The following is a 24,288-nucleotide window of genomic DNA, read 5'->3' on the forward strand; positions in this document are numbered from 1 at the left end:
ACCTCATGAGCTCGCCCACCCCCGAGACGCACCGGATCGGGAACCGCTACCGGCTCGACGAGCGGATCGGTGCCGGTGCGATGGGTGCGGTCTGGCGCGGGACCGACGAGCTCCTCAACCGCACGGTGGCCGTCAAGGAGCTTCTGGCCGCTGCCGTGCCGTCGCCCGACCAGCTCGAGGAGTCGCGGCAGCGGATCCTGCGGGAAGGCCGGATCGGGGCCCGCCTGCAGCACGCGCACGTGATCAGCATGTTCGACGTCGTGGTGCACGACGAGCGCCCGTGGCTCGTCATGGAGTACCTCCCGTCGCGATCGCTGGCCGCCGTGCTGGCCGAGAAGGGTCCGATGACGCCGGCCGAGACGGCCGCCGTCGGACGGCAGGTCGCCGACGGCATGGCCGCGGCGCACGCGGCGGGTGTCGTGCACCGGGACATCAAGCCGGGCAACGTCCTGATCGCCGAGGACGGCCGGACCAAGATCACCGACTTCGGCGTCTCCCGTGCCGTGGACGACGTCCAGCTCACCCGGACGGGCGTGATCGCGGGCACGCCTGCGTTCCTCGCGCCGGAGGTGGCCCGCGGCCAGGAACCGACGGCCGCCTCCGACGTGTTCGCGCTCGGCGCGACGCTCTACGCGGCCGTCGAGGGTGAACCGCCGTTCGGTCTCGACGACAACGCGTACGCGTTGCTGCATAAGGTCGCGACCGGGGCGCCGCGACCGCCGGAGCAGGCGGGCCCGCTCACCGCGCTGCTCATGCGGCTGCTCTCGAACGACCCGGCGGAGCGCCCGAGCGCGTCCCAGGCGCGGGACTCGCTGGCGCGGATCGCGGCCGGCCAGTCCGTGGCCGGGCTCGCGACGCCGACGCAGACGCTCGTCGCCCCCGTCGACGACGTCGCGGACGGCCAGAAGGAATCCGCGGACACCGGTGCCGAGCACGCGTCGTCGAACCCGGGCACGCTGACCGACGCACCGGCACCCGCCCCGGTCGTGATCCCCGGCGGCGGCAACGGCTCGAACGCGAAGAGCGGCCGGAACCGCAACCGGATCCCGGTGATCATCGCCGCGGTCGTCGCGCTGCTCGTGATCGGTGGCGGGGTCGCGATCGGGCTGGCCCGTTCCAGCTCGCAGACCCCGGACCCGGGACCGATCGCGGCGCCCACCACGACCGCGCCCGCCCCGACGACCACCCCGGCGCCGACGACGTCCGCCAGCCCGTCGCCGTCGCCGTCGCAGACCTCGACGTCCCCGACGTCCTCGGCGCCGACCTCGGCCGCCCCGGCCACGGACGCCGTCGGGTTCGTGCAGAACTACTACGGCCAGCTGCCCGGCAACATCAACGGCGCGTTCGCGATGCTCAGCCCGTCCGCGCAGGCCGCGTCCGGCGGGATCGGCGAGTTCCGCAACTTCTACAGCGGGATGCGCACGGTGTACGCGCAGAACATCCGCCGAGCCGGCCCGAACACGGTGACGGCGACGGTCGTGTTCGTCCGCCAGGACGGCTCGCAGAGCCAGGAGAACTACCGCTTCGTCGTGGCCACCGACGCCAGCGGCCAGCAGATCATGCAGTCGTTCACCAGGGCGTGACGCCGAGCGTGGTCGCCAGCCAGCGGGCGGTGTCGCGCACGAACCGCTCCCTCGACCGGCGGTCGAGGATCTCGTGGCCCTCGTCGTCGAAGATCACGAGCTCTGCCGGGACCTCCGCGCCGTCCAGCGCCGCGACGATCCGGTGCGCCTCGCCGAGCGGGACGTTCGTGTCGTGCGCCCCGTGTACGACGAGCAACGGCACGGTGATCCGGTCGGCCGCGTGGATCGGGGACAGCGAGCGGAGCAGGGCGGTCTGGGTGGCCGGGTCGCCGTACTCCGGGGCTGCCGCAGCACCGACCCATGGCTCCGAGCTCGCGTAGAACGTCTCCAGGTCGGCCATGCCGCAGATGTCGACCCCGGCCCGGAACAGACCGGGGAAGCGGGTCAGCGCAGCGAGCGTGAGGTAGCCGCCGTAGGAGCGGCCGCCGACGGCGATCCGGTCCGGGTCGGCGATCCCGGCGCCGACCAGGTGGCGGGCCGCGGCGCGCACGTCGGTGATGGAGTGCTCACGACGGTCGCCGTCGTCGGCCTGCGTGAACGTCCGCCCGCGCCCGGACGAGCCGCGCACGTTCGGCGCGAACACGGTGATCCCGGCGGCGGCGAGCGCCTGGAGCAGCGGTGCGAATCCCGGTCGTTCCTCGGACTCCGGTCCGCCGTGCAGCCAGACGAACGCCGGTCCGGGCCCGTCGGCGCCCGGCGGGCGCAGCACCCAGCCGTGCAGGTCCAGACCGTCCTCGCCGGTGAACACCTCCGGCCGCGGTGGCACGGCGCCACCGGTGGCCCCGGCCAGCAGCGGTGTCGTGTGGGCGGGGACGCCGGGGGACGGCAGGGCGACCCGGCTGACGCGTGGTGCCGTGTCCGGTCCGTTCCCGGCCACGAGAAGCGCAGAGCCGTCGCGGGTGAACACCACGCCGGTGAGGATCGGGTCCGGGGCGGGGAGCCGGGCGGGCTGCCTGCCGCGGAGGTCCGTGATCTCCAATCGGGAGCGTCCGCCGACGTTCCAGACCAGCGCCGCCCGTGCGCCCGCCGGGTCGAGCGCCACCAGGTCCAGGTCCGAGTCCTCCCGGCCGGCGACGATCCGGGTCAGCGACACGTCGCCGTCCTCGGCCAGCGACGCCGCGAGCAGCGCCGGGTGCTCGCGACCGGCGTCGGTGTGCAGCAGGAGCGTGCCGCCGGTGACGCCGAACCGGGCGGCCGCGATCGTCGCGCCGGACGCCAGCTCGGTACGACGGCCGGTGCGCAGGTCGATCAGCTCGAGGCGCCGCCTGCCGCGCGGGCCGGTCCGCACGACGGCGCGCCGCCCGTCGCCACCGATCGCGCACACGACGGCCGCCACGCCGGTGACCAGCACCGTCGAGGACTCGGTACGTACGTCGACCAGGCATGCGGCGCCGTCGCCGCGCCGTTCCTGCTGGATCGTCACGCCGAGCATGCGCCCGGTCGGCGACCACGCCCCGAGCGTGACGGCGGCCGCGGTCGGCGCGATCTCCCGACGGGCGCCGGTGCGTGGGTCGGCCAGCACGACGCGGCTGCGCTCGCCGCCCGCAGGGGCGATCTGGCAGGCCAGCCACCGGCCGTCCGGTGACCAGGCCAGTGCCGTGACGTCGGGGGACAGCTCCGCGGCCGGTCCGCGCTCCACCCGCACGTCCAGGGCCTGCTCCGGTTCGGAGACCGGGGACCCGTCGCCGGGCAGCGGGGCGACGAACGCCCGCGGACGCCCGTCGCGGTCCGAGATCCACGCGAGCAGGTCGCCGTCCGGGCTCGGTGCCGGGTGGGTCCGGCTGACGGCCGCGAGCAGCTCGTGCTCCTCGACGGTGCCGGCCACCGTGTCGGGGGCTCCGTCCACTAGTGCCCCGTCCAGGAACACCCGGCACGGAGCGCGGCGGCCCTGGCGCCCGCCGGCGGCGTTGCCGACCGACCCGAGTACGCCCGGCCGGCGCCGTGCCGGCGAACGCCTGGATCCGCCGATCTCGGCACCGGCGTTCTGTGACGGGGCACTACCGGATCCCCCGTTCCTGCAGCCACATCTCCAGCACCGCCACCTGCCACAACGCGTTCGAGCCGAGCGTGGTCCGCCCGGAGTTCGGGTCGGCCAGCATGCGCTCGACCCAGTCTCGCCGGACGAGGCCCCGTTCGCGCGCGGCGGGGTCGGTGACCGCGTCCCGGACCCGGTCCAGCAGCCCGCCGCTGAGGTGCCGGACGGCGGGCACCGGGAAGTATCCCTTCCGGCGGTCGATCACGGCGTCCGGCACCACCCCGCGCGCCGCGCTCTTGAGCACGCCCTTCCCGCCGTGCGCGAGCTTGTGCTCCGGCGGGCACGCGGCCATCGCCTCGACGAGCTCGTGGTCCAGGAACGGCACCCTGGCCTCGACGCCCCAGGCCATCGTCATGTTGTCCACCCGCTTCACCGGGTCGTCGACGAGCATCACGGTCGAGTCCAGCCGCAGCGCGGCGTCCAGCGCGGTCGTCGCGCCCGGTTCGGCGAAGTGGTCGCCGATCAGCCGCCTGCTCGGGTCCGACGACGGGACCCGGCCGGGTTCCAGGATGTCGCGCAGCGCGGCGTGCGGGCGGTCGGTGAACACGGCGGCGTAGGCGTGCGCGGCCTCCTCGCGGGGCACCGAGGCCAGTGGCGGGTACCAGCCGTAGCCGGCCAGCACCTCGTCGGCGCCCTGGCCGGACTGCACGACGTGCACCGACGACGACACGTCCTCGGAGAGCAGGTGGAACGCGACGCAGTCGTGGCTGACCATCGGCTCGGACATGGCGGCCACGCACGCGTCGACGGCCGGGAGCATCCGCTCCGGCGAGACCATGATCCGTTCGTGGTCGGTGCCGAACTCGGCGGCGACCAGGTCGGAGAACTCGAACTCGTCGCCGCGCTCGCCGCCCGCGGACGGGAAGCCGACGGAGAACGTGCGCAGCCCCCGTTGTCCCTGCTCGGCCAGCAGTGCGACGACCAGTGACGAGTCAAGCCCGCCGGACAACAGCACCCCGACCGGCACGTCACCGGTCATCCGGCGGCGGACCGCCGTCCGCAGGCGCTCGCCGAGCAGCTCGGCCCAGCCGCCCGCGTCGAGGCTGCGGTACTCGTCGCGGCGGACGTGCTCGGGGCGCCAGTAGACGTGGTCGCGCTCCGTGCCGTCCGGGGCGATCGTGCGGACGGTCGCGGGCGGGAGCTTGCGTACGCCGTTCAGGATCGTGTGCGGAGCGGGGACGACGGCGTGGAACGTCAGGTAGTGGTGCAGCGCGACGTCGTCGATGGTGGTGTCCACGCCGCCGCCGGAGAGAAGGGCGGGCAGCGTCGAGGCGAACCGCAGCCGCCCGGCGTCGCGCGCGAGGTAGAGCGGCTTGATCCCGAGACGGTCCCTGGCCAGCGTCACGGTCCCGGTGTCGCGCTCGTGGACCGCGAACGCGAACATCCCGACGAAACGTTCCACACAGGACGGTCCCCAGCGGTGAAACGCCTTGAGCACCACCTCGGAGTCCGACGTCGAGAAGAACCGGTAGCCGGCCGCCTCCAGCTCGGCGCGCAGGTCGTGGTGGTTGTAGACGCAGCCGTTGAACACGAGCGTGAGCCCCAACCCGGGGTCGACCATCGGCTGGGCGCCGCGCTCGGACAGGTCGATGATCTTCAGGCGGCGGTGGCCGAACGCGACCGGCCCGGACGCGTGCAGCCCGGACCCGTCCGGCCCGCGCCGGTGCTGCGCGGCGGTGATGCGGGCGACGGCCGCGACGTCGGCCGCCCGCCCGTCGAACCGGATCTCCCCGGCGATGCCGCACATGTTCTCGATCCTCCCGGACGTCGTGGGGTGGGAAAACGTCGCGCACACCACGGCCGCGGGGCTACGCGGAGGCGGACCCGGTCGAGGTCGTCGCGCGCCGCGCGCCGATCGAGGTCCCGGCGTCCTGGACCGGAACCGAGCCCAGCGCGAAGCGGCGCAGCGTGGCCGGGCCGAGGAAGCGGGTGATGCAGGCGATCCGGTCGCCGGACATCGTGAGCAGCAGGACGCCCGCCTCGTCGCCGTCGAGACGGCACTCGAACGCCGGTCGCCCGTTGGCCCGGGTGGACAGCAGTTCCATCTGCCGCCCGTCCCACCAACCGAACGACGTGCGCAGGAACTCCGCGACCGCCGCGTGCCCGACGTACTCGTGCGGCGCCGGGGGCATGGCCAGCCACGCGTCGTCGGTGAGCAGGGAGATCACGCCGTCCACGTCGCCGTCGGCGAACGCCGTGGCGAACCGCTGTGCCAGATCGCGTTCGGCCGCCTCGGCCGGGTCGTGGGACGTCCCGCGGTCGCGGGCCAGCGTCGACCGGGCGCGCTGGAGCAGGCCCTTCACGGCCGTCGGAGGGTCGCCGAGCATCCCGGCCGTCTCGGCGGTCGAGAACCCGAGCACGTCGACGAGCACGACGGCCGCCGTCTGGCGTGGCGGCAGCCGCTGCAGTGCGGCGACGAACGCCAGCTCCACGCCAGCCCGTGACTCGTGCACGACGTCCGGGCCGGGAGCGGGGTCCGGGTAGGGCTCCAGCCAGGTCACGTCGCCGCGGCGGGTCGGCTCCGGCGGCGGCGTCGGCGGCACCGGTTCGACGGGCGGGCGGCGCCTCTCGTCGCGGATCGCGTTCAGGCAGCGGTTCGTCGCGATCCGGTACAGCCACGCCCGCAGCGAGGACCGGCCGGCGAACCCGCCCAATCCACGCCAGGCCGCGACGAGCGTCTCCTGCAGCAGGTCGTCCGCGTCGGTCAGCGATCCCAGCATCCGGTAGCAGTGCACGTGCAGCTCGTGCAGGTACGGCCCGGTGAGCTCGCGGAACGCGCGGCCGTCGCCAGCCAGCGCCCGTTCCATCACGTCGCCCATCGGAGAGATCGTGGCAGAACCGTTCCGATCGCGGGGGGATCGGTGTCTCGACGGGTGCAGCATCCGTCGACACCGGAGGAACGACATGAGTGACGCTCTCGCCATCTCGCGCGCCTACTACGAGGCCTGGGCGGCGAAGGACTTCGACCGGGCGATGACCTACCTGGCTCCCGACGTGGTCGGCCTGACCCCATCCGGCAGGCTGGACGGAGCAGAGGCGTTCCGCGGGTTCATGGAGCCGTTCACGCGGATCGTCACCGCGACCGGCCTGGTCGCCGCGTTCGGCGACGACCGGACGTCGGTCCTGCTCTACGACACCGCGACGGTCCCGGTGCCGGACGCGCCCGGCGCGGAGTGCCACACCGTCGTCGACGGGCGGATCACCGAGATCCGGATCGTGTTCGATCGGCTGCCGTTCGCGGAAGCACGGGAGGCGCGCGCCGCCGCCGGCTGAGGTCCCGGTCAGCGGAGCACCCAGGTGTCCTTGGCCCCGCCGCCACGGGAGGAGTTCACGACCATGCTCCCCGGCGGGGCCACCCGGGACAGCGCCGACGGCAGCACGTCCACGCCGGACCGTCCCTGTACGGCGAAGACCCGCAGGTCGACGGCCTGCGGTTGCAGCTCGCCGTCGGTGAACGTGGGGTGCGTGGACAGCTGCACGGTGTCCTGGGCGATCCACCGCTCCGGGGTCGCGCGCACGGTCCGTCCGAGCGTGTCGAGCTCCTCGGGCGTGGCGTGCGGGCCGATCACGATCCCGGCGCCGCCGTAGCCGTCGACCGGTTTGAGGACGAGCTCGTCGAGCCGGTCGAGGACGTGCTCGCGCTGCTCGGGGTCGATGCACGCGTAGGTCGGGACGTTCTGCAGCACCGGCTGCTCGCCGAGGTAGTAGCGGATCATCTCGGGCACGTAGACGTAGACGAGCTTGTCGTCCGCGACGCCGTTGCCGAGCGCGTTCAGCAGCGCCACCCGGCCGCTCGCGGCGGCCGCCAGCAGCGCCCTCCCGATCGGGCGGCTGTCGGCCCCGCGGGCGCGGGCCAGGTCGGCCTCGTCGATGCGCCGGTAGAGCGCCGACAGCCGCCGTCGGCGCGCCGACCCGACGAGGTACACCGACCCGCCGGTGACCTGCAGCTGCGACGGCGTGACGATCGGGATGTCCAGCGCCTCGGCCAGCAGCGTGTGCTCGAAGTACGCGGAGTCGGCCCGGCCGAGCGTGAGCAGCGCGGCCTCCCCGGTCGCGTCGTCGGCCGCGCCGAGCAGCGCGTCGTGCATCCGGACCGGCACGTCGTCCAGCGCGACGACGCCCGCGGGGGGCTCCAGGTCGGGCATCACGCTGCGCAGCAGGCGGCGGCTCATCATCGAGTAGCCGATCCCGGACGGCACCCGCAGGTTGTCCTCCAGCACGACCCAGTGGTCGGCCCGGTCCCGGACCAGGTCGATCCCGCCGACCGCGATCCGCACCGCGTCCGCGGGCACCAGCGACCCGGCCCGGTTCCGGCCAGGCGCCCGGTCGATCACCGAGGCCGGGACGACGCCGTCGCGGACGATCTCGCGTCGTCCGTACGCGTCGTGTACGAACCGCTCCAGCGCCCGGATCCGCTGCGCCAGACCGGACGACAGGTGGAGCCAGTCCTCACGGGACACGATCCGCGGTATCAGGTCGAGCGGGAACAGCCGGTCCTCCGACTCGTCGCCGACGCGGAACGTCACGCCGCGTGCCCGCTGCTCGGTGTGCAGCGCGTTCTCGGCCGCGGCCAGGCCACGCGGGCCCATCCGCTCCAGCGCGCGGAACATCCATCCGTACGCGGGCTGGACCGTGCCGCGCCCGACCACCGCCTCGTCGTAGGCCGGGGGCCGGTAGGTCGCGAGCAGCTCCGGCGCCGGCGGGACGATCTCCGGCGGCTCGTGCGCGAGCGTCTCGCCCTGGGTACGCGCCACCAGGTCGTCGACGACGTCCGCGAGCGCGCCGCGCAACCCGAACGCCCTGCGTTGCGACGCGGCACCGCTGCCGCGGGCCAGCACGGCCTCGGCCAGCGCGGTGACCTGCTCCCAGTCGTCGCTCTGCTCGAGCCACGGCCGCAGGTCCGCGACGAGCCCGCCGAGCTGCAGCGCGGGTGCGACGAGCGACGGGCCACCCGTCCCGCCGATCTCGACGAGGTCGCCCTCCAGCCCGGAGCGTGCGGCCCGCCAGTTCGCGGAGCGCAGCAGTTCGTGGCGCACGCCCGGTAGCGGCTCGCCGGCCTCCGTCTGTGCGATGGCCCGCCCGACCAGCGCGCGGAACAGCCCCGCGACGAGCACGACGTCGTCGACCTCGGGACACGCGTCGCACACCCGCAGCTCGACGGTCGGCAGGTGTGCGCTCGGCCGGACGTCGAAGTAGAGCATCCCGGCGTCGGAGATCGTGCCGGACGCGATCAGGTCGTCGATCATCGCGTCGTACTCGGCGGCCGTCTCGACGGTGCCGGGTGGGCCCGCGGTGGGCCAGCGCTGCCAGATCATGCTGCGGTAGCTGGCGTAGCCGGAGTCGTGACCGCGCCAGTACGGGGAGCTCGCCGTGGTGGCCAGCAGCGCGGGCAGGTACGGCGCGACCCGGCGGGTCACCTGCACCGCGGTGTCCCGGTCCGGAACGTCCACATGGAACTGGACGCCACAGATGTGCTGCTCGCGCACCAGCATCTGGTACTCGTGCTGCATGCGTTCGTAGCGCGCGCCGGCCGAGATGTCGTCGCCGGAGAGGTCGACGAGCGGCACCGTCCCGGCCGCGACGACGCCCAGCCCGAGCGGTTCGGCCGCTGTGCGCAGCGTCCGGCGCAGCCGCCGCACGTGGTCGCGCAGCTCGTCCAGCGACGCCGTCGCGGGGGTGTTCGTCTCCACGAGCGAGCGCTGCAGCTCCGGGAAGAACTCCTCCCCGCCGAGCCGCTCGAGCAACCGGTCCACCTCGGGGGCGGCACGCCGGCTCACCAGGTCGACGACGTGGAACTCCTCCTCCACACCCAGCAGCGGACGATCACCCACGCGGGCGACGCTAGGTGGCGGTTGTTGCACCGGTGTGACACTCGCGCGTCCTGCCCGTTGCCCGGATCCATGACTGATCTGTACGGGGCAGTTCCCATCTGCTGAACGGCCTAGCGTGTGTCGTTCCACGCGTCATCGCGACGAGGAGGCCGGGTGAACGCTGTCGTGGCGCGGTCCACGATCGCGCTGGTCCAGGTGCTGGGGCTCGCGGTCTGGTTCTCCGCGACCGCCGTCGGACCGGCCCTGCGGGCCGAATGGCACATCGGTTCGACGACGGCGGTGTGGCTGACCTGCTCCGTCCAGCTCGGGTTCGTGCTCGGGGCCGTCGGCGCGGCCGTGCTGACGCTGGCCGACCGGGTCCGGCCGCACCGGCTGCTCGCGATCGCGACGACCGGAGCGTCGGTCTGCACGCTGCTGTGCACGGTGGCCGACGGCGCCGCGGCTGCGATCCCGCTCCGCCTGCTGACCGGCATGTTCCTGGCCGGCGTGTACCCGGTCGGGATGAAGCTGATGACGTCGTGGTCCGGTCCGCGTCGCCGGGCCCGCGACCTCGGCACGCTGGTCGCGGCGCTGACGCTCGGCTCTGCGCTCCCGCACCTGGTGCTGGCCGGTCCGCCGTTGCCGTGGCGGGTCGTGCTCGCCGTGGCCGCCGGATGCGGGCTCCTGGCCGCCGCCGTGACGCTGCTCGTGGTGCGTCCGGGCCCGGCCGCCGCTCCCGCGCCGCCGCCGGATCCCCGGTACGCGGCGCGGATGCTGCGTGAACCGGGCCCGCGGCTCGTGGTGCTCGGCTATCTCGGTCACATGTGGGAGCTCTACGCACTGTGGACGTGGCTGGGGGCCTACCTCGGCGCCGGCGGGCTCGGCGGCCGGTCCGAGGTGCTGGTGTTCCTGACCATGGGGCTCGGCGGCGCTCTGGGGTGCATGGCCGGCGGGCGGGCGGCGGACCGCTGGGGCCGGGCGCCGACGATCGCCGCGGCCCTGGTCGTGAGTGGACTGTGCTGCGTGCTGTCGCCGTTCGCCGTGTCGGTGCCGCCGGTCGTCACCGGACTGTTCTGTCTGGTGTGGACGACGGCGGCGGTGGCCGACTCGCCGGTGCTCACCACGGCGACGATCGAGGTCGCGGACCCGCGCTACACCGGCACGGCGTTGACCGTGCAGACGGCGCTGGGCTTCCTGCTCACCGTGGCCAGCATCCAGCTGGTGCCGGTCGTGGCCGGCGTGACCGGGTGGGCGTCGGCGCTCGCGGTGCTCGCCGTCGGACCGATCGTCGGGACGCTGGCGGTCGTGCGGTTGGGGCGGGCCGTCGACCGGCTCGGCCCGCCCGCCGAGCCGGTCGAGGCGGTGGACGACGCGGTGGGCGGCGCCGGAGGCGTCGGTTCCGGGGCCACATCGGCCCGGCATGCGGCGGGGCGCGCGGGGCCCGCTCCGGCCGTCGTCGACGAACCGGTCGTGTCGACGGCCGGCGTCGTGACCGGTGTCGACCCGGACGGGACCGGTGAACCTCGCCGGCCGGCCGGGGGCGCGGATTCCCGGCGTCCGACCCGTGACGGCGACGTACTCGACGCGGTGACCGCCCCGCGAGGCCTCGTCGTCGCCCCCGTGGGTGCCGCACCACCCCGTTCGCCCGAGGAGCTCGACACCGTCGAGCTGTACCGGCTCCGTCGCGGCGGAGCTCCGGCCGACAGCGGGTTCGCGGGTGACACCGCCCGTGCGCTGCAGGGCCGCGGCCGGTCGGGCGGGGAGGTCGGTGCCGGCCGCCGACGCCCCGAGGGCGGGTGAACCGGACGGCCCTCCGGCGTCTGCGCGCATGCCCGGCGTCCGCGCGCATGGCGGGAGTTCGCGCGCGTCCCGGCGCGTGCGTCCGCCGGACGACCGCGCGTTCCGCGGATCACCGCGCGTCCGGTGCCCGGGATTCGCCGCCGCGGACGGCGCCCACCGGCGTCCCCGCAGAGCCTGGTGTGACCCGGCAGGTCATGCCGGACCTGCACGGTCGGGACACCGCCGGCGACGTCCGCGACGTGTGGTGGAGGCGGTCCGATCGTGTCGGAGGCGGGCTCGTACAGGCGATCAGTGGGGCCATCCGACACCGGGGTGCGGGCTCAGGCGATCGGCCGCGTCGCGATCCAGCTCGCCGTCCGCGACGCCGTGGAACAGACGAGCGACCTCGGCCAACTCGTCGTGCTGCGCGGCCGCCTGCTCCGACGACATCGGTTCACCGTGGCCGGGGACGAGCGTCTCCACGTGCTCGTCCAGAAACGCACCGACGGCGTTCGCCCACTCACCGGGGAACGAGTCCGGCCCGTACGACGGGGGCGCGCCGTTCTCCAGCAGATCCCCCGCGAACAGCACGCCCGCGTCCGGAACGTGCACGGCCAGGTCGTGGCCGGTGTGGCCGGGCCCGGGATGAACCACCACGGCCGTGCGCGCGCCGAGGTCGAGCTCGTACCGGTCGCCGGGACGAGGACAGACCGGGTGGTCCGGCAACGGCGGGTCCGTTGCGGCGAGCGCCCGCGCCGTCACGTCGTCGCCGCGCTCCCGGTAGTACGCCGTCCACTCCGCGCGCTGGGCCGCGGCGGTCGCGGCGATCTCCGCGGCGCAGCCTGCCTGCGCCACCACCGGCGACCCGGCGAACGCGGAGGTCCCGAAGCAGTGGTCGAAGTGGGCGTGCGTGATCACGACGACCAGCGGGAGCGCCGTGACCTCTCGGACCGCCGCGAACCACTCCCTGCCCTGCCGCTCGTCCCCGCGGGTGTCGATCACCAGTGCGCGGTCGTCGCCGATCACCAACCCGGTCGTGAGGTCCAGCTCGTCGTGGCGCCGCGCGAGAACGCGATCGCCGACCTCGACCCACCGCCCGTCCACACCGCGATCCTGCCCGGCCACCCGAACGAGCGGGCCCTTCGGGCAGTGACATTGCTCGAAGGTGCCGTTCGTTCGCTGTGGCTCGGGACGCGCCCGGCCGTGATCGGCGCGAGTGGTCGGAACGCGCCACTGGTGGCGCGCCGGCGCCGGTTCCGCTGATCATGGACCGTCAGAGGGGGATTCCCGTGGCGCGCCCGGGAGCAGTGAGCGGGACGTCAGACCACGATCTGGAGCCGGCGGCCCCTCGCGTCGCGGCCCGGGCCCAGTTCCTCGGCCTCGTCGCGACCCCAACGGGCGGCGGACCAGGCGGTGGCCAGGGCGTCCAGGGCGTCGTCGAGGCGGGTGCCCCTGGCGGGGAGGTCGGTGAGCAGAGCGGCCGGGTCGAGCCAGCGGGCCAGGGCGGCGATGCGCTGGCCCGCGCCGCGGGCGGTCTTCTTGCCGGCGAACGCGAGGTCCGGGGCGAGCGTCCGGAACGACATCTCCGGATGGGCCTCGACGACGTGTTCCGGCAGCGACACGGCCTGCCAGTCCCGGATCTTGGGTCCGATGTGGAACGTCTGGAGACTGATCGCCTTCCCGGTCAGCTCCCGGGCGACGGAGCAGGCGTCGGCGTAGGTCGGAGCGGCCAGGACCTCGGCGGGCGGCGTCGGGAACAGCGACGACCGGGCGGAGCCGAGCCGGGCAGCGGCCAGGATCTCGGCCTCGCGACGCTCCGCGCCGACCGGGAGCGCCAGAGGGATGTCGACCCCGACCGCGTCGCACCCGGATGTCACGTCGAGCACCGCCTGCGCGTCCGGCACCACCGACCACGCGACGGTGGAGCCGGGGGAGACCACGCAGACGACCCACCCCGAAGGGACCCCGTCCACACCGGCGACGTTCATGCGGGAGGATCCTGCCGTGCGCGTCTACGTCGGAAGCGACCACGCCGGGTTCGAGCTCAAGGCGAAGATCCTCGACCACCTGAACGACCAGGGCATCGAGGCGATCGACGTCGGGGCTCCGACGTACGACCCGGAGGACGACTACCCGGCCTGGTGCATCGAGACCGGGCGCCAGGTCGTCGCGGACCCGGAGTCGTTGGGCATCGTCATCGGCGGTTCCGGCAACGGCGAGCAGATCGCCGCGAACAAGGTTCCCGGCATCCGGGCCGCCCTGGCGTGGAACGAGAACACCGCGCGGCTGGCCCGCCAGCACAACGACGCGCAGATCGTCGGCATCGGTGCCCGTCAGCACATGTTCGAGGAGGTGCTGGCGATCGTCGAGGCGTTCCTGACGACCGAGTTCTCCGGCGAGGAGCGGCACGTCCGGCGCATCGAGCAGCTCGCCGAGTACGAGCGCACGGGCGCGATCGACCTGCCGGAGTAGCGGGTGCCGGAAGGTCACACGCTCCACCGGCTCGCGCGCCTGCACCAGAAGCTGTTCGCCCGCAGGCCGGTCGGGGTGTCCAGCCCACAGGGCCGGTTCGCCGAGTCCGCCGCGCTGATCGACGGCCGCCCGATGACCCGGGCCGAGGCGCACGGCAAGCACCTGTTCCACCGCTACGGGCCGGATCTCGTCGTGCACGTCCACCTCGGGCTGTACGGCACGTTCGTCGAGGGCGAGGCGCCGGCGCCTGCGCCGGTCGGGCAGCTGCGGATGCGGCTGGTCGGCGAGACCCACTACGCCGACCTCCGCGGTCCGACGGCGTGTGAGCTGATCACGAGCGCGGACGTCCGGGAGATCCGGAAGCGCCTGGGTGAGGACCCGCTGCGCCGCGACGCCGACGCGGAACGCGTCTGGGCACGGATCACGAAGAGCCGGAGTCCACTGGCGACGCTGCTGATGGACCAGGCGGTCGTCGCGGGCGTCGGGAACGTGTACCGCGCGGAGCTGCTCTTCCGGCACGGGCTGGACCCGCAGCTGCCCGGCAACCGGCTCGAACGCGCGACGTGGGACGCGATGTGGCCGGACCTCGTCGCCCTCATGCGCGACGGCGTGCGGCGCGGCCGGATCGACACGGTCCGCAGGGAGCACGACCCGCGCCGTCGAGGCGAGCCGGGGCGCAAGGACCGGCACGGCGGCGAGGTCTACGTCTACCGCCGCGCCGGGATGCCGTGCCTGGTGTGCGGCACCGAGGTCGCGCACGCGGAGCACGCGAACCGGAACCTGTTCTGGTGCCCGGTCTGCCAGCCCGCCGCCTGATGCGGGGTTAGGGTCGCGGCCGTGGCGGAGCAGAAGCCGATCGCGGCGTGGATGACCGACATGGACGGTGTGCTCGTCCACGAGGGTCGCATGATCCCGGGCGCGGACACGTTGCTGCACAGGCTGTCCGAGCGCGGTGTGCCGTTCCTGGTGCTGACGAACAACTCCATCCACACGCCGCGTGACCTGCGGTTCCGGCTCCGGTCGTCGGGACTGGAGGTCCCCGAGGAGTCGATCTGGACGTCGGCCATGGCGACGGCGGCGTTCCTGGACGACCAGCGTCCCGGCGGGTCCGCGTACGTGATCGGAGAGGCCGGGCTGACCACCGCGCTGCACGAGATCGGTTACGTGCTCACCGACACTCGTCCGGACTACGTCGTGCTCGGCGAGACCCGGACCTACAGCTTCGAGGCCGTCACCACAGCGATCCGGCTGATCGACGCGGGCGCCCGGTTCGTCGCGACGAACCCGGACGCGACCGGCCCGTCCACGGAGGGCCTGCTGCCGGCCACCGGCTCGGTCGCCGCGATGATCTCGAAGGCCACCGGCACCGACCCGTACTTCGTCGGCAAGCCGAACCCGCTGATGATGCGCGCGGCGCTGAACCGCCTGCAGGCGCACTCCGAGTCGACGCTGATGATCGGCGACCGGATGGACACCGACATCCTGGCCGGTCTGGAGGCCGGGATGCGCACCGTGCTCGTGCTCAGCGGCATCACCCGGGCCGACGAGGTCGAGCGGTTCCCGTTCCGCCCGACCCGCGTCGTGACGTCGATCGCCGATCTCGTCGACGACGTCTGAGCGGGCGTCGGCCACCGGGGCGCAGCCGGCGCGACGCGCTCAGCCGCCGTTGCGGTCGCCGTGCGGGTCGCGCTCGTCGTCCGGAGCGGTCCGCTGCGGACGCCAGAGCGCCAGGCCGGGGAGATCCGGTTCGGCCGCCGCGAGCCGCCGCAGCGTGACCGAGACCGTCGCCCGTGCGGGTGGGGAGGGCGGGACGTCCACGGTGTCCGGGCCCCGTCCGTCGCGGACGGCCTCGGTGACCGCGCGGTCGAGCTCGACGAGCGCTGGGTCGCCGAACGCGTCGAGCAGCGACGTGAACGCGGCGTCGCGCTCCGGGGAGTACGGCCGGGACCGCCCGTCGTGCTCCTTGCCGGGGTGCGCCGGATACAGGTGTGCGACGGGCACCGTGCCGTCCGGCACCGGAACGGTCGCGGGGTGCGTGCGGCCCAGCAGGTGGGGGAGCAGGTGCGTGTGAGGGCCGTCCGGGCTGCGGCCGTCCGGTGGTGGGATCGCGGCGAACACCTCGACACGTCCGGCCGGGCCGCGGAACACCCGGTGCGGCGACTGTTCGATCAGCAGCGCGGCGGCACCGGAGGAGAACAGCGGCTGCCCGGCGAACGGACGCAGCACGTCGGGATCCGGGACGCGCACGCACGCCTCGACGGCGGGCGAGCCGAGCCCGAGGTCGAACAGGACACCGTCCCGGTCGTCGGATCGGACGGCGTCCGCGTCCGGTCCGAGCTCGGTGAGCACGGTCCTCCTCGGCGCGGTGGCCGAGGCGGGCACGCAGAACGCGACGGCGTGGTTCCACCCCAGATCCGGACCGGCCGGCGTCCGGTACGCGACCGCGACGGCACCCTCCGGCGGTTCGATCCGGATCGCGCCGCGCGGTGTCGCCCCTGCGTCGTAGGGTTCGCCACGGTTGCGTACGAACTCCGCGATCCCGCCGGGCGCGCCGACGCTCCAGCCCGCGTCGGGATCGTCCAGGTGGCGACGGACCAGGTCGTCGATCGGGCCGATGCTCACCGACCGAGCGTCGCAATCCGCCGGGACACGAGCAACCTGCCCTTGCGAATCACAACAGTGTGATTACCCTCGAACACATGTACGCCGAGAGCGAGACCGCCTGGTGTGGGTGCGCGGGGTGCGGGTCGGTGGCGGAGCTGCCGGCCGAGGAGACCGCGGGCGTCGACGTCCCGTGCCCGGACTGCACGAAGCCGATGAACGAGATGTGGTCCTGGGACACGGCCGCCTGAGTCACGTCACCGCACGGGCTCGACCAGGACCGAGGTCCACAGCCCGAGCCGGATGACCGTGCCGGGCGGCACCGGGACGGGCCGATGCGCCGGGACGGCGTCGTAGGTGCCGACCGCCGTCCCGTTGCTGGACCCGAGGTCGACGACGCTCCAACCGCCGTCGTCGTCGCAGGCCAGGACGGCGTGCCGGGCCGAGACGCCCGCGTCGCCCGTGAGGTCGACGTCCGGCACCGACCGCGCGGTGCGCCTGCCCACCACGATCCGGCGGTGCTCGAGCCGGGCCCGCCACGGCAGCGTCCGCGGCGGTTCCCGCCACCCCACCCGGTCGCCCGCCCGGCGCAGGACGTGGGCGAACCACGCCGGATCGGGCGCGATCCGCGCGGTCGGGGCGGGGAGTGCGTCGTCGGCGCCGCACTCGTCGCAGAACCGGCAGGCCAGCGGCGTCGCGCAGACCCGGCAGGTGGCGGGGACCGGATCGTGGCCGGTCAGCGGGCGCCCGCACACGTCGCACCACCCCGTCTCCGACGACCGGTGGCCGGCCGGGCAGGAGAGCTCAGTCGTCATCGGGCGACCGGGACCTCCGTCCCCGCGCGTCGAGCGTCATCTCCTCCACCGGGCCCGCGTCGCCGTGGAGCACGTCGTCGAGCAGCGACAACGTGTCGTGGTGCCCGGTCCGCTCGGCCAGATCGCGGGCGTGCCCGAGCAGCAGCGTGGCCGTCGCGTCGTCGCCGCCGTGCCGGGCGCTCAGCCCGTCGCGCACGGCACCGGCGAGCGCGACCTGCCCCCGGTAGTGCTCCAGCCGCGGCGGTTCGACGGCGAGCAGCGCCGGGTCGTCCGTCCGGGTCACGACGACCGGGTGCCCGGCGCCCGGGTCGTCCTGCGGCCCCGCCGCGACCCGGACGGCGAGCATGCGATCCCCGACCGGACGGGGCGGCACGTCGATCCGCAGGTGGTACTCGCGGGTCTGGGCACCCCAGTCGCCGAGCGGTACGTCGATCCCGCAGGGGCCGGTCGCGCGCTCCGAGCCGGTCAGCTCCCGCACCTCCGGCGCGACCTGCGTGACGCCCCGCACGACCACCTGCTCCGGAGACCACAGCCGCAGCACGACGCCGGGGACCGACCGCCGCACCGCGGCCCGGAACACCCGCGCCAGGTCGTCGGGCAGGTCGGCGGCGTCGGCGACGATGTCCACGTCGCCGAGCAGGGCGGTGGCGATCGTGCGCAGCTCCGCGACCTCCCAGTCGGTGCCGATGCCGCGACAGTCGCAGGTGAATTTCCCCCGGCAGCGCTGCACGGCCGCGTGCAGCTCGGAACGGCTCTCCGCGTTGCGCCCGTCGGTGACCAGCAGGGCGTGCCGCACGGCGCCCGGATGCTGCTCGGCGACGTCGCGGACGGCGTCGAGCCAGGCCCCGAGCCGGGTCCCGCCGCCCGCCCGTAGCGCCCCGACGGCGGCCACCGCCTCCGCCCTGGTCCGTCCGTCGGCCCGCGCCGCACCCTCGGCCGGGTACACCGGCCGGGCCTGCGACGTCCCGGCGACGACGGCGAACAGCGTCCCGTCCGGCAGCGCGGCCAGCGCCGTCGTCGTGGCCGCCCTGGCCCGTTCGATCTTGTCGCCGAGCATCGAACCGGAACAGTCGACCACGACGACCTGCAGCACGTCGGCGACCGTCTCCGGCTGCCCGGCCGGCCCGGTGACCGTGACCAGCACGTCCACCCGGGTGGCGTCCGGGGCGAGCCAGGGGTTGCGGTCGATCTCGACCGTGAACCCGGTCATCGCGTGCTCAGCAGCGCCAGCCTGCGCCGGTAGGCGGCCAGGTCGCGGGTCGCCCGCGCGATCTCCGACGGGACCGCCCACAGCCGGGTCCCGATCCGTTCGGCCAGCTCGGCGAGCTCCGGGTCGTCGGTCCACCCCAGCCGCCGCGTCCGGGCCCGGTAGGCGCCGAAGCGGCCGCGCAGGTCGTCGCGCCGGTCGAGCAGCTGCGCGACGAGCGCCGCCGTCGCGTCCAGCTCGCGCCGCGTCCCGGCGAGCCCCGCCCGCAGCGCCCCGACGGCGTCGTGCCGCTTCCGCCAGCCGTTCGCCTCCGGAACGGCGGCTCGCAGCGCGCGCAGCTCCGGACCCCGGTCCGGGGGCCGGGCCGGGACGGTGTCGCGCAGCTCGGCGCCCGCGCGGGCCCTCATGCGGGACACCCTCGTCCGGTGTGCCGCGATTGCGTCCAGCTCCCGGTCCAGCTCACCGGCCACGGTGGACCACCCGGCGCGCAGAGCCATCAGCGCGTCCAGCCGCAGGCACAGCGCGCCGACGGCGTCGTCGAGCGGGACGACGACGCCCGCGGAGAGCGCCAGCGGGTCGGCACCTGCCGCCCGCTCGAGTTCGGCGGCCCGCGCGCTGAGCGCCCTGGTCGCGATCGCGTCCGGGTCGTCGTCGTGCAGCTCGAGCCGGGCGACGGCGTGCCGCGCGCGGCCGAGCCGTTCCGCGACCGGGGCCAGCGCGGCGAGCACCGACGAGCGGGCCTGCTCGCAGGACGTCGCGAACACCGCGAGCTCGCCCACTCCGGTACCGAGATCGGCCAGCACGGCGTCGGCACGGTCGAGCGACCGGCGCAGCGCGCCCACGTCGGCGACGGCCCGGACGCGGCGGCGGTCGCGGACCCGCTCGGCCGCGGCGAGCTCCCCGGTGTAGCGGGCGTAGTCGCGCCAGAGCCGGTCGCGGGTCGTGCGGGCCGTGGCGTACGGGCCGCCCAACCCGGCGTCGAGCAGGCGGTACCCGGGGCGGCGTTCCAGCTCCAGCAGGGCCACCGCGGTGCGCGCCTCCCGCCGGCGGTGCCCTGCCAGCCGGCGGCCGAGGTGGGCCGCCTCCCGCCGACGCTCGTTCATCGGTCGTCCTCCCGTGCGTGGCCCGTCGTGCGGGGCCGACGCTAGGACGACGAGCTCGGGGAGGGTCCCGAACCGCAGGTCAGACGAGGAAGCCCAGCGAGCTGTCCCGGCCCGCGGCCAGCGCGGCGACGTGCTCGTCGACGGTCGTCAGGCCGTGCAGCTCGCGCCCGGCCGCCATCGCGTCCAGCAGCGCCCGCTCGGCCCGCTCGATCTCCTCGGCGCCGGGCAGGGCGGCCTCGAGACGCCCGGCGGGAGCGATGATCACCCCGTCGTCGTCGCCCGCGACGAGATCACCGGGGCTGACCGGCACGCCGCCGACGACGACGTCGGTGCCGACCGTGCCCGGGTCGCGCGTCGTCCCGGACGCCGGGCAGGTGCCGCGGGCGAACACCGGCAGGCCGATCGTGCGCAGCCCCCGCATGTCCCGCACGTACCCGTCGACGACGATCCCGGCGAGGCCGCGCCGCCTGGCCTCGGTCGCGAACAGCTCGCCGGAGACCGCGCGCCGGTGCCCGTCGCACGCCACCACCAGCACCGACCCCGGCTCGGCCGCACGCAGGGCCGCGAACATCGGCAGGTGGTCGTCGTGGCAGACGACCGTCACGGCGGGGCCCACCATCGGCAGGCCGGGCAGCATCGCGCGCACCTCGGACACGACGACGGGCATCGCCTTGTCCGCGTCGCACAGCGAGGACACCTGGACCGCGCGGAGGCGTTCGATGAGATCGGTCATGGCCCCATCATCGGGGGACCCGCTCGTCGCGCAGCGCGGAGCGACGGACCTTGCCGGCGTCGTCGCGCAGCGGACTGTCGACGAACTCGTACGTGCGCGGCGTCTTGTAGGGCGTGAGGCGCGCGGCCACGTGCTCGCGCAGCGCGTCCTCGATGGACGGTGAGGCGTGCACGATCGCGTGCACGACCTGCCCGTAGTCGTTGTCCGGCAATCCGATCACGGCGCTGCCCCGGACGTCCGGGTGCGCGTCCAGGACGCCCTCGATCTCGGCCGGGTACACGTTCGCGCCGCCCACGAGGATCATGTCGGTCCGGCGGTCGGCGAGGTGGAGGTAGCCGTCGGCGTCGAAGTGGCCCATGTCGCCGAGCGTCTCCCACCCGTCGCGCTCCTCGGGCGTCGCGCCCAGGTAGTGATAGGTCGCGACCCCGTCCGACGTGCGCATCCAGATCTCGCCCGTCTCACCGGCCGGGAGCTCCGCGAAGTCCTCGTCGCGCACGCTCATCTCGCCGCGGGTCACGCGCCCCACCGAGCCCGGGTGCGCGAGCCACTCGCGGCCGTCGATGAACGTCCCGGCCTGGGACTCGGTGCCGGAGTACAGCTCGACGACGACGTCGGGTCCCGCGAGGTCGAGCCAGCCCCGCTTCACGTCCGGCGGGCAGGGCGCCCCCACGTGCAGCACCGTGCGCAGCGACGACAGGTCCGACGCGCCGGGGTCGGGCAGGCGCAGGATGCGGCTCATCATCGTCGGCACCACGTAGAGCCACGTGACCCGGTGACGTTCCACGAGATCGAGCGTGCGCTGCGCGTCGAACCGCTTCTCGATCACGACGTGGTGTCCCTGCAGCAGCGCCATCAGCGAGAACATGTACGGCGCGTTGTGGTGCAGCGGCGCGGTGCAGAGCATCACGCCGTCCCGGTCGATCCGCAGCCCGTCGGCGCGGGCCAGCACCTCCTCGGTGCACGCCCGCTGCCCGGCGACGATCACCTTCGGGCGCCCGGTGCTGCCGCCGGACGTGGGCGCCTTCCAGGACGGTCCGACGAGCTCGGGCAGCGGGTCGCTCGGGTACCCGTCGGTGTCGAGGTCGCCTGGCACCCACGGCCGGTCCGCGGGCTTCCGGGGTCGGTCGCCGGCGGAGCCTGCGGGGTGGGGAGGCCGCAGTCCGTAGACGAGCGACGGATCGGCGACCTCGAGCACGGCGGCCAGCTCGTCCGGCGGTAGGCGGTGCGAGACCGGCTGGGGCACCGCGCCGAGCTTCCAGACGGCCACCGACGTCTCCAGGTGCCGGACGCCGTTCGGCAGCCCGATCGAGACGAGATCACCCTGCCGGACACCGCGTTCGGCGAACGCGCGGGCGAGCCGGTTCGTGGACGCGTCGATCTCGGCTCTGGTCCGGACGGTGTCACCGTCGGAGACGGCGGGGGCGTCCGGCCGGTCGGCGGCGAGCTCACGGATGCGGGTGGAGAGCGGGGTCGCGTCGGGCACGTTCGTCAGCATCGCTCACGATCCGGGCCGACGTCACCGTGTGGTCGCTCGCTCCGACGGGTGATTCGCCGCCCGGCCCGGGAGGGCGGCCGTCGTGACGCACCGCGACGGCCGCGGTGCCGGTGTCGACGCAGGGTGTCGGCTTCCTGGGCGAACACGGTCCGGGTGGTCCCTGGGTTGCGTGCTCGCCACCGCGTGACCGGATCACCCGAGCGGGCGGTGGGCATCGACCCGGGCGTGATCACGTCCTTACCGTCCGCATGCCGCGACACACAGGTCCCGGCAGCTCATTCCAGCACCATCCGTCACACGGGGAGATGACATGGTCAAGAAGCTCGCGATCGTCGGGGCGGGGATCGTCGCGGCCCTGCTCGCGGTGAGCCCGTTCGCGATGGCGACGGACGAGCCGCACGGCGACGACAACAAGGGCGACCGGGCGGTGATCGGCGACGTGAACAGCCCGAGCAGTCAGACCGGGCTCGTGAACGTCGGCGACGTGAACCTGCTCAACGGGACCAACGTCTGCCCCGACGTCGGGGCGAACGTCGGTGGTCTTCTCGACGGTGTACTGCCCAGCTCGCACGCGTCCGCGATCTCCTGCGACTCGTTGTCGAACAACAACAACAACTGAGCGCGGGACGCCGGACCCGGCGCCGCGCCCGCTGGGGAGCGGGGCGCGGCGCCTGCCCGTCACCGGTGGAACACGTACTCGTCGGCGTCCACGGTCTTCGTGCGGTCGAGGTACTCGCGCATGTAGCCCGGCCAGTTCGTGACGATCCGGCCGCCCTCGTCGCGGTACCAGGAGTCGCATGCCGTCCACGCCGTGCCGGGGAAGCGGGCCTGCACCTGGGCGTCGGACGCGGCCTCGACGTCGCGCCGGACCTCGATCGCCTCCGCCCCGCGGCTCGTCATGCGCTGCAGCGCCTCCCGCAGGTACCGGGTCTGGGCCTCCAGGTACAGGATGATCGAGCCGCCGGACGTGTTCGTGTTCGGTCCGTAGAGGACGAACAGCGACGGGAAGCCGGGCACCGTCATCCCGAGGTGCGCGTGCGGACCGCCGGCCCACTCGTCGGAGAGCTTCCGATCGCCGGGCCCGACGATCTCCATCGGGAACATGAAGTCCCGGGCCGCGAAGCCGGTGCCCCAGATGATCGTGTCGACCTTGTGGGTCGTGCCGTCGGCCGTGCGGACGCCCTCCGGGACGATCTCGGTGACCTTCTCCGTGGACAGCGAGACGTTCGGCCGCGACAGCGCGGGCAGGTAGTGCGAGCTGAACAGGATCCGCTTGCAGCCGAACGTGTAGTCCGGCCAGATCCTGCGGCGCAGCTCGGGGTCGCGGACCTGCATCCGCATGAACAGCGTGGACCACAGCCGACCGATCCGACCCAGCGTCGACGGATGGCGGATCATCAGCGTCAGCGACTCGGTGTACTCCGTGATGAACCGGCGCCGCCACCGCTGCAGGCCGGGCACGTACCTGATCGCGGCCTTCCACCAGCCGGGGAACGGCCGGTTGCGGCGCGGCAGGAACCAGTTGCCGGTGCGCTGGAACACCGCGAGGTGCGCGACCTCCTGCGCGATCTCCGGCACGAACTGCACCGCGCTCGCCCCGGTCCCGACGACGGCGACGCGCCGCCCGCGCAGGTCCCGCTCGTGGTCCCAGCGCGCGGAGTGGAACTGGACGCCGTCGAACGATCCCTGGCCGGGGACGTCCGGTGTGACGGGCGTGTTCAGCTGACCGGTCGCGACGATCAGCACGTCCGCGGTGAACGTGCGCCCGTCGTCGGTCGTGGCCGTCCAGGGCCCGGTCGTGTCGTCGCGGCGCGCCTCGACGATGCGGGTGTCCGGTACGACGAGACCGTCCACGTCGTACTCGCGGGCGACGCCCTTCAGGTACTCGAGGATCTCCGGCTGCGGCGAGCACAGACGGGACCAGTTGCGCCGCTGCGCGAACGAGAACGAGTACAGGTGGCTGGGCACGTCGCAGGCCGCGCCGGGGTACGTGTTGTACGCCCAGGTCCCGCCGATCCCGGGTCCCGCTTCGACGATCGTCACGTCGGTGATGCCGTGCGTGCGCAACTCGATCGCCGCGGCGATGCCGCCGAACCCGGCACCGACCACCAGAACCCGCATCCGGACCTCCTCGTCTCGACGGGTAGGACCGTAGCGATCCGGAGCCGGGCCGGGCGTGCCCGGTCGGACCCGTGCGGGCCAGCCTTGACCTCGAGCCGACTTCAGGATCGACGATGTGCGCATGGTCTTCACCGACGCGGAGCTCGCCTATCTCGACAGCCAGCCGATCGGCCGCCTGGCCACGCAGCAGCCGGACGGCACGCTGCAGGTCAACCCGGTCGGTTTCGCCTGGAACCCGGAGACCGGCACGATCGACATCGGCGGCTTCCGGATGTCCCGTAGCCGCAAGTACCGCAACGTCGCCGACAACGGGCGTGCCGCACTCGTCGTCGACGATCTGCGGTCGACCGACCCGTGGCGCGTGCGCTGCCTGGACATCCGCGGAACGGCGGAGTTCGTCCCCGGCACGGGTCCCGCGAACGGTACCGATCCGGCGATCATCCGCCTCCGTCCGACCCGGGTGATCGGCCTGGCGATCGAGGACCCGGACGTCCCACCGCACGAGATCCGCGCGAACGCGCGGAACGTCTGAGG

22 protein-coding genes are annotated in these 24,288 nt (G+C 74.2%); 9 read left to right on the top strand and 13 right to left on the bottom strand.

Annotated features, from left to right (window positions below; all coding sequences use genetic code 11):
• Positions 1-5: 5 nt before the first annotated feature.
• Complete coding sequence (locus tag EV378_RS24540) at positions 6-1,583, top strand: serine/threonine-protein kinase (protein ID WP_132429780.1); 1,578 nt, start codon at positions 6-8, stop codon at positions 1,581-1,583.
• Here EV378_RS24540 and EV378_RS24545 read toward each other — a convergent pair.
• From EV378_RS24545 to EV378_RS24555, 3 genes are all read right to left on the bottom strand, one after another.
• Positions 1,570-3,408, bottom strand: coding sequence for a S9 family peptidase (locus EV378_RS24545; protein WP_132429781.1), 1,839 nt, complete (start codon positions 3,406-3,408; stop codon positions 1,570-1,572). The two genes, EV378_RS24540 and EV378_RS24545, sit on opposite strands and share 14 nt — an antisense overlap.
• 172 nt (positions 3,409-3,580) lie before the next feature.
• A complete protein-coding gene (locus EV378_RS24550) occupies positions 3,581-5,365 on the bottom strand; it encodes an N-acetylglutaminylglutamine amidotransferase (RefSeq protein ID WP_132429782.1) in 1,785 nt (594 codons plus the stop codon).
• 61 nt (positions 5,366-5,426) lie between these two features.
• On the bottom strand, positions 5,427-6,437 hold the full coding sequence (locus EV378_RS24555; protein WP_132429783.1) for an RNA polymerase subunit sigma-70: 1,011 nt from the start codon (positions 6,435-6,437) through the stop codon (positions 5,427-5,429).
• Between the two features lie 85 nt (positions 6,438-6,522).
• Between EV378_RS24555 and EV378_RS24560 the strand changes: the two genes are divergently transcribed.
• Positions 6,523-6,891: a nuclear transport factor 2 family protein gene (locus EV378_RS24560; protein ID WP_132429784.1), complete on the top strand. Its 369-nt coding sequence runs from the start codon at positions 6,523-6,525 to the stop codon at positions 6,889-6,891.
• An 8-nt stretch (positions 6,892-6,899) separates the two neighbouring features.
• On the opposite strand, the gene EV378_RS24565 is transcribed toward EV378_RS24560, so the two are convergent.
• Complete coding sequence (locus tag EV378_RS24565; protein WP_132429785.1) at positions 6,900-9,449, bottom strand: carboxylate--amine ligase/circularly permuted type 2 ATP-grasp protein; 2,550 nt, start codon at positions 9,447-9,449, stop codon at positions 6,900-6,902.
• Between the two features lie 153 nt (positions 9,450-9,602).
• Here EV378_RS24565 and EV378_RS24570 point away from each other — a divergent pair, with 153 nt between their 5' ends.
• Positions 9,603-11,228: an MFS transporter gene (locus tag EV378_RS24570; RefSeq protein ID WP_207908859.1), complete on the top strand. Its 1,626-nt coding sequence runs from the start codon at positions 9,603-9,605 to the stop codon at positions 11,226-11,228.
• A 288-nt stretch (positions 11,229-11,516) separates the two neighbouring features.
• Here EV378_RS24570 and EV378_RS24575 read toward each other — a convergent pair whose 3' ends face one another.
• Together EV378_RS24575 and EV378_RS24580 are read right to left on the bottom strand one after the other, a co-directional pair.
• Positions 11,517-12,311, bottom strand: coding sequence for an MBL fold metallo-hydrolase (locus EV378_RS24575; RefSeq protein WP_132429786.1), 795 nt, complete (start codon positions 12,309-12,311; stop codon positions 11,517-11,519).
• A gap of 215 nt (positions 12,312-12,526) precedes the next feature.
• The gene (locus EV378_RS24580; RefSeq protein ID WP_132429787.1) at positions 12,527-13,195 is read right to left on the bottom strand and encodes a DUF429 domain-containing protein; all 669 of its coding nucleotides are present in this window, start codon (positions 13,193-13,195) and stop codon (positions 12,527-12,529) included.
• Positions 13,196-13,211: 16 nt separating this feature from the next.
• Here EV378_RS24580 and EV378_RS24585 point away from each other — a divergent pair, with 16 nt between their 5' ends.
• From EV378_RS24585 to EV378_RS24595, 3 genes are read left to right on the top strand one after another with little or no spacing between them, the layout of a single operon-like run.
• Entirely contained in the window at positions 13,212-13,679 is a 468-nt protein-coding gene (locus EV378_RS24585; protein WP_132429788.1) for a ribose-5-phosphate isomerase, read from the top strand.
• Between the two features lie 3 nt (positions 13,680-13,682).
• Positions 13,683-14,495 (top strand): Fpg/Nei family DNA glycosylase, encoded by an 813-nt coding sequence (locus EV378_RS24590; RefSeq protein WP_132429789.1) that lies wholly within the window; start codon positions 13,683-13,685, stop codon positions 14,493-14,495.
• Positions 14,496-14,546: 51 nt separating this feature from the next.
• On the top strand, positions 14,547-15,296 hold the full coding sequence (locus EV378_RS24595) for an HAD-IIA family hydrolase (protein WP_207908984.1): 750 nt from the start codon (positions 14,547-14,549) through the stop codon (positions 15,294-15,296).
• Between the two features lie 39 nt (positions 15,297-15,335).
• On the opposite strand, the gene EV378_RS24600 is transcribed toward EV378_RS24595, so the two are convergent.
• Complete coding sequence (locus EV378_RS24600) at positions 15,336-16,301, bottom strand: DUF6925 family protein (protein WP_132429791.1); 966 nt, start codon at positions 16,299-16,301, stop codon at positions 15,336-15,338.
• Between the two features lie 77 nt (positions 16,302-16,378).
• Between EV378_RS24600 and EV378_RS35520 the strand changes: the two genes are divergently transcribed.
• Positions 16,379-16,531, top strand: a complete 153-nt coding sequence (locus EV378_RS35520) for a hypothetical protein (protein WP_165922465.1) — start codon at positions 16,379-16,381, stop codon at positions 16,529-16,531.
• Between the two features lie 6 nt (positions 16,532-16,537).
• Here EV378_RS35520 and EV378_RS24605 read toward each other — a convergent pair whose 3' ends face one another.
• From EV378_RS24605 to EV378_RS24625, 5 genes are all read right to left on the bottom strand, one after another.
• The gene (locus EV378_RS24605) at positions 16,538-17,095 is read right to left on the bottom strand and encodes an FHA domain-containing protein (protein ID WP_132429792.1); all 558 of its coding nucleotides are present in this window, start codon (positions 17,093-17,095) and stop codon (positions 16,538-16,540) included.
• Positions 17,085-18,305 (bottom strand): VWA domain-containing protein, encoded by a 1,221-nt coding sequence (locus EV378_RS24610; protein ID WP_132429793.1) that lies wholly within the window; start codon positions 18,303-18,305, stop codon positions 17,085-17,087. The genes EV378_RS24605 and EV378_RS24610 overlap by 11 nt, the downstream gene beginning before the upstream one ends.
• On the bottom strand, positions 18,302-19,405 hold the full coding sequence (locus EV378_RS24615; RefSeq protein WP_132429794.1) for a hypothetical protein: 1,104 nt from the start codon (positions 19,403-19,405) through the stop codon (positions 18,302-18,304). The genes EV378_RS24610 and EV378_RS24615 overlap by 4 nt, the downstream gene beginning before the upstream one ends.
• A gap of 79 nt (positions 19,406-19,484) precedes the next feature.
• Positions 19,485-20,138: an RraA family protein gene (locus EV378_RS24620; RefSeq protein WP_132429795.1), complete on the bottom strand. Its 654-nt coding sequence runs from the start codon at positions 20,136-20,138 to the stop codon at positions 19,485-19,487.
• Positions 20,139-20,145: 7 nt separating this feature from the next.
• Positions 20,146-21,621, bottom strand: a complete 1,476-nt coding sequence (locus EV378_RS24625; protein ID WP_243653751.1) for an AMP-binding protein — start codon at positions 21,619-21,621, stop codon at positions 20,146-20,148.
• A gap of 322 nt (positions 21,622-21,943) precedes the next feature.
• Between EV378_RS24625 and EV378_RS24630 the strand changes: the two genes are divergently transcribed.
• The gene (locus tag EV378_RS24630; RefSeq protein ID WP_132429797.1) at positions 21,944-22,252 is read left to right on the top strand and encodes a hypothetical protein; all 309 of its coding nucleotides are present in this window, start codon (positions 21,944-21,946) and stop codon (positions 22,250-22,252) included.
• A gap of 59 nt (positions 22,253-22,311) precedes the next feature.
• Here the strand turns inward: EV378_RS24630 and EV378_RS24635 are convergent, their stop codons facing one another.
• A complete protein-coding gene (locus EV378_RS24635; protein WP_132429798.1) occupies positions 22,312-23,754 on the bottom strand; it encodes a flavin-containing monooxygenase in 1,443 nt (480 codons plus the stop codon).
• A gap of 121 nt (positions 23,755-23,875) precedes the next feature.
• Between EV378_RS24635 and EV378_RS24640 the strand changes: the two genes are divergently transcribed.
• Positions 23,876-24,286 carry a PPOX class F420-dependent oxidoreductase gene (locus EV378_RS24640; protein WP_132429799.1) on the top strand — a complete coding sequence of 137 codons (411 nt, stop codon included), beginning with the start codon at positions 23,876-23,878 and terminating at the stop codon, positions 24,284-24,286.
• Positions 24,287-24,288 lie beyond the last annotated feature (2 nt).

This window comes from Pseudonocardia endophytica, assembly GCF_004339565.1.
GTDB lineage: Bacteria > Actinomycetota > Actinomycetes > Mycobacteriales > Pseudonocardiaceae > Pseudonocardia > Pseudonocardia endophytica.

What these genes read in the sequence shown, in the direction of transcription:
- EV378_RS24540 (WP_132429780.1), top strand. Translation starts at nt 6, where the DNA reads ATGAGCTCGCCCACCCCCGAGACGCACCGGATCGGGAACCGCTACCGG.
- EV378_RS24550 (WP_132429782.1), bottom strand. Translation starts at nt 5,365, where the DNA reads ATGTGCGGCATCGCCGGGGAGATCCGGTTCGACGGGCGGGCGGCCGAC.
- EV378_RS24555 (WP_132429783.1), bottom strand. Translation starts at nt 6,437, where the DNA reads ATGGGCGACGTGATGGAACGGGCGCTGGCTGGCGACGGCCGCGCGTTC.
- EV378_RS24560 (WP_132429784.1), top strand. Translation starts at nt 6,523, where the DNA reads ATGAGTGACGCTCTCGCCATCTCGCGCGCCTACTACGAGGCCTGGGCG.
- EV378_RS24580 (WP_132429787.1), bottom strand. Translation starts at nt 13,195, where the DNA reads ATGAACGTCGCCGGTGTGGACGGGGTCCCTTCGGGGTGGGTCGTCTGC.
- EV378_RS24595 (WP_207908984.1), top strand. Translation starts at nt 14,547, where the DNA reads ATGACCGACATGGACGGTGTGCTCGTCCACGAGGGTCGCATGATCCCG.
- EV378_RS35520 (WP_165922465.1), top strand. Translation starts at nt 16,379, where the DNA reads ATGTACGCCGAGAGCGAGACCGCCTGGTGTGGGTGCGCGGGGTGCGGG.
- EV378_RS24605 (WP_132429792.1), bottom strand. Translation starts at nt 17,095, where the DNA reads ATGACGACTGAGCTCTCCTGCCCGGCCGGCCACCGGTCGTCGGAGACG.
- EV378_RS24610 (WP_132429793.1), bottom strand. Translation starts at nt 18,305, where the DNA reads ATGACCGGGTTCACGGTCGAGATCGACCGCAACCCCTGGCTCGCCCCG.
- EV378_RS24615 (WP_132429794.1), bottom strand. Translation starts at nt 19,405, where the DNA reads ATGAACGAGCGTCGGCGGGAGGCGGCCCACCTCGGCCGCCGGCTGGCA.
- EV378_RS24620 (WP_132429795.1), bottom strand. Translation starts at nt 20,138, where the DNA reads ATGACCGATCTCATCGAACGCCTCCGCGCGGTCCAGGTGTCCTCGCTG.
- EV378_RS24630 (WP_132429797.1), top strand. Translation starts at nt 21,944, where the DNA reads ATGGTCAAGAAGCTCGCGATCGTCGGGGCGGGGATCGTCGCGGCCCTG.
- EV378_RS24635 (WP_132429798.1), bottom strand. Translation starts at nt 23,754, where the DNA reads ATGCGGGTTCTGGTGGTCGGTGCCGGGTTCGGCGGCATCGCCGCGGCG.
- EV378_RS24640 (WP_132429799.1), top strand. Translation starts at nt 23,876, where the DNA reads ATGGTCTTCACCGACGCGGAGCTCGCCTATCTCGACAGCCAGCCGATC.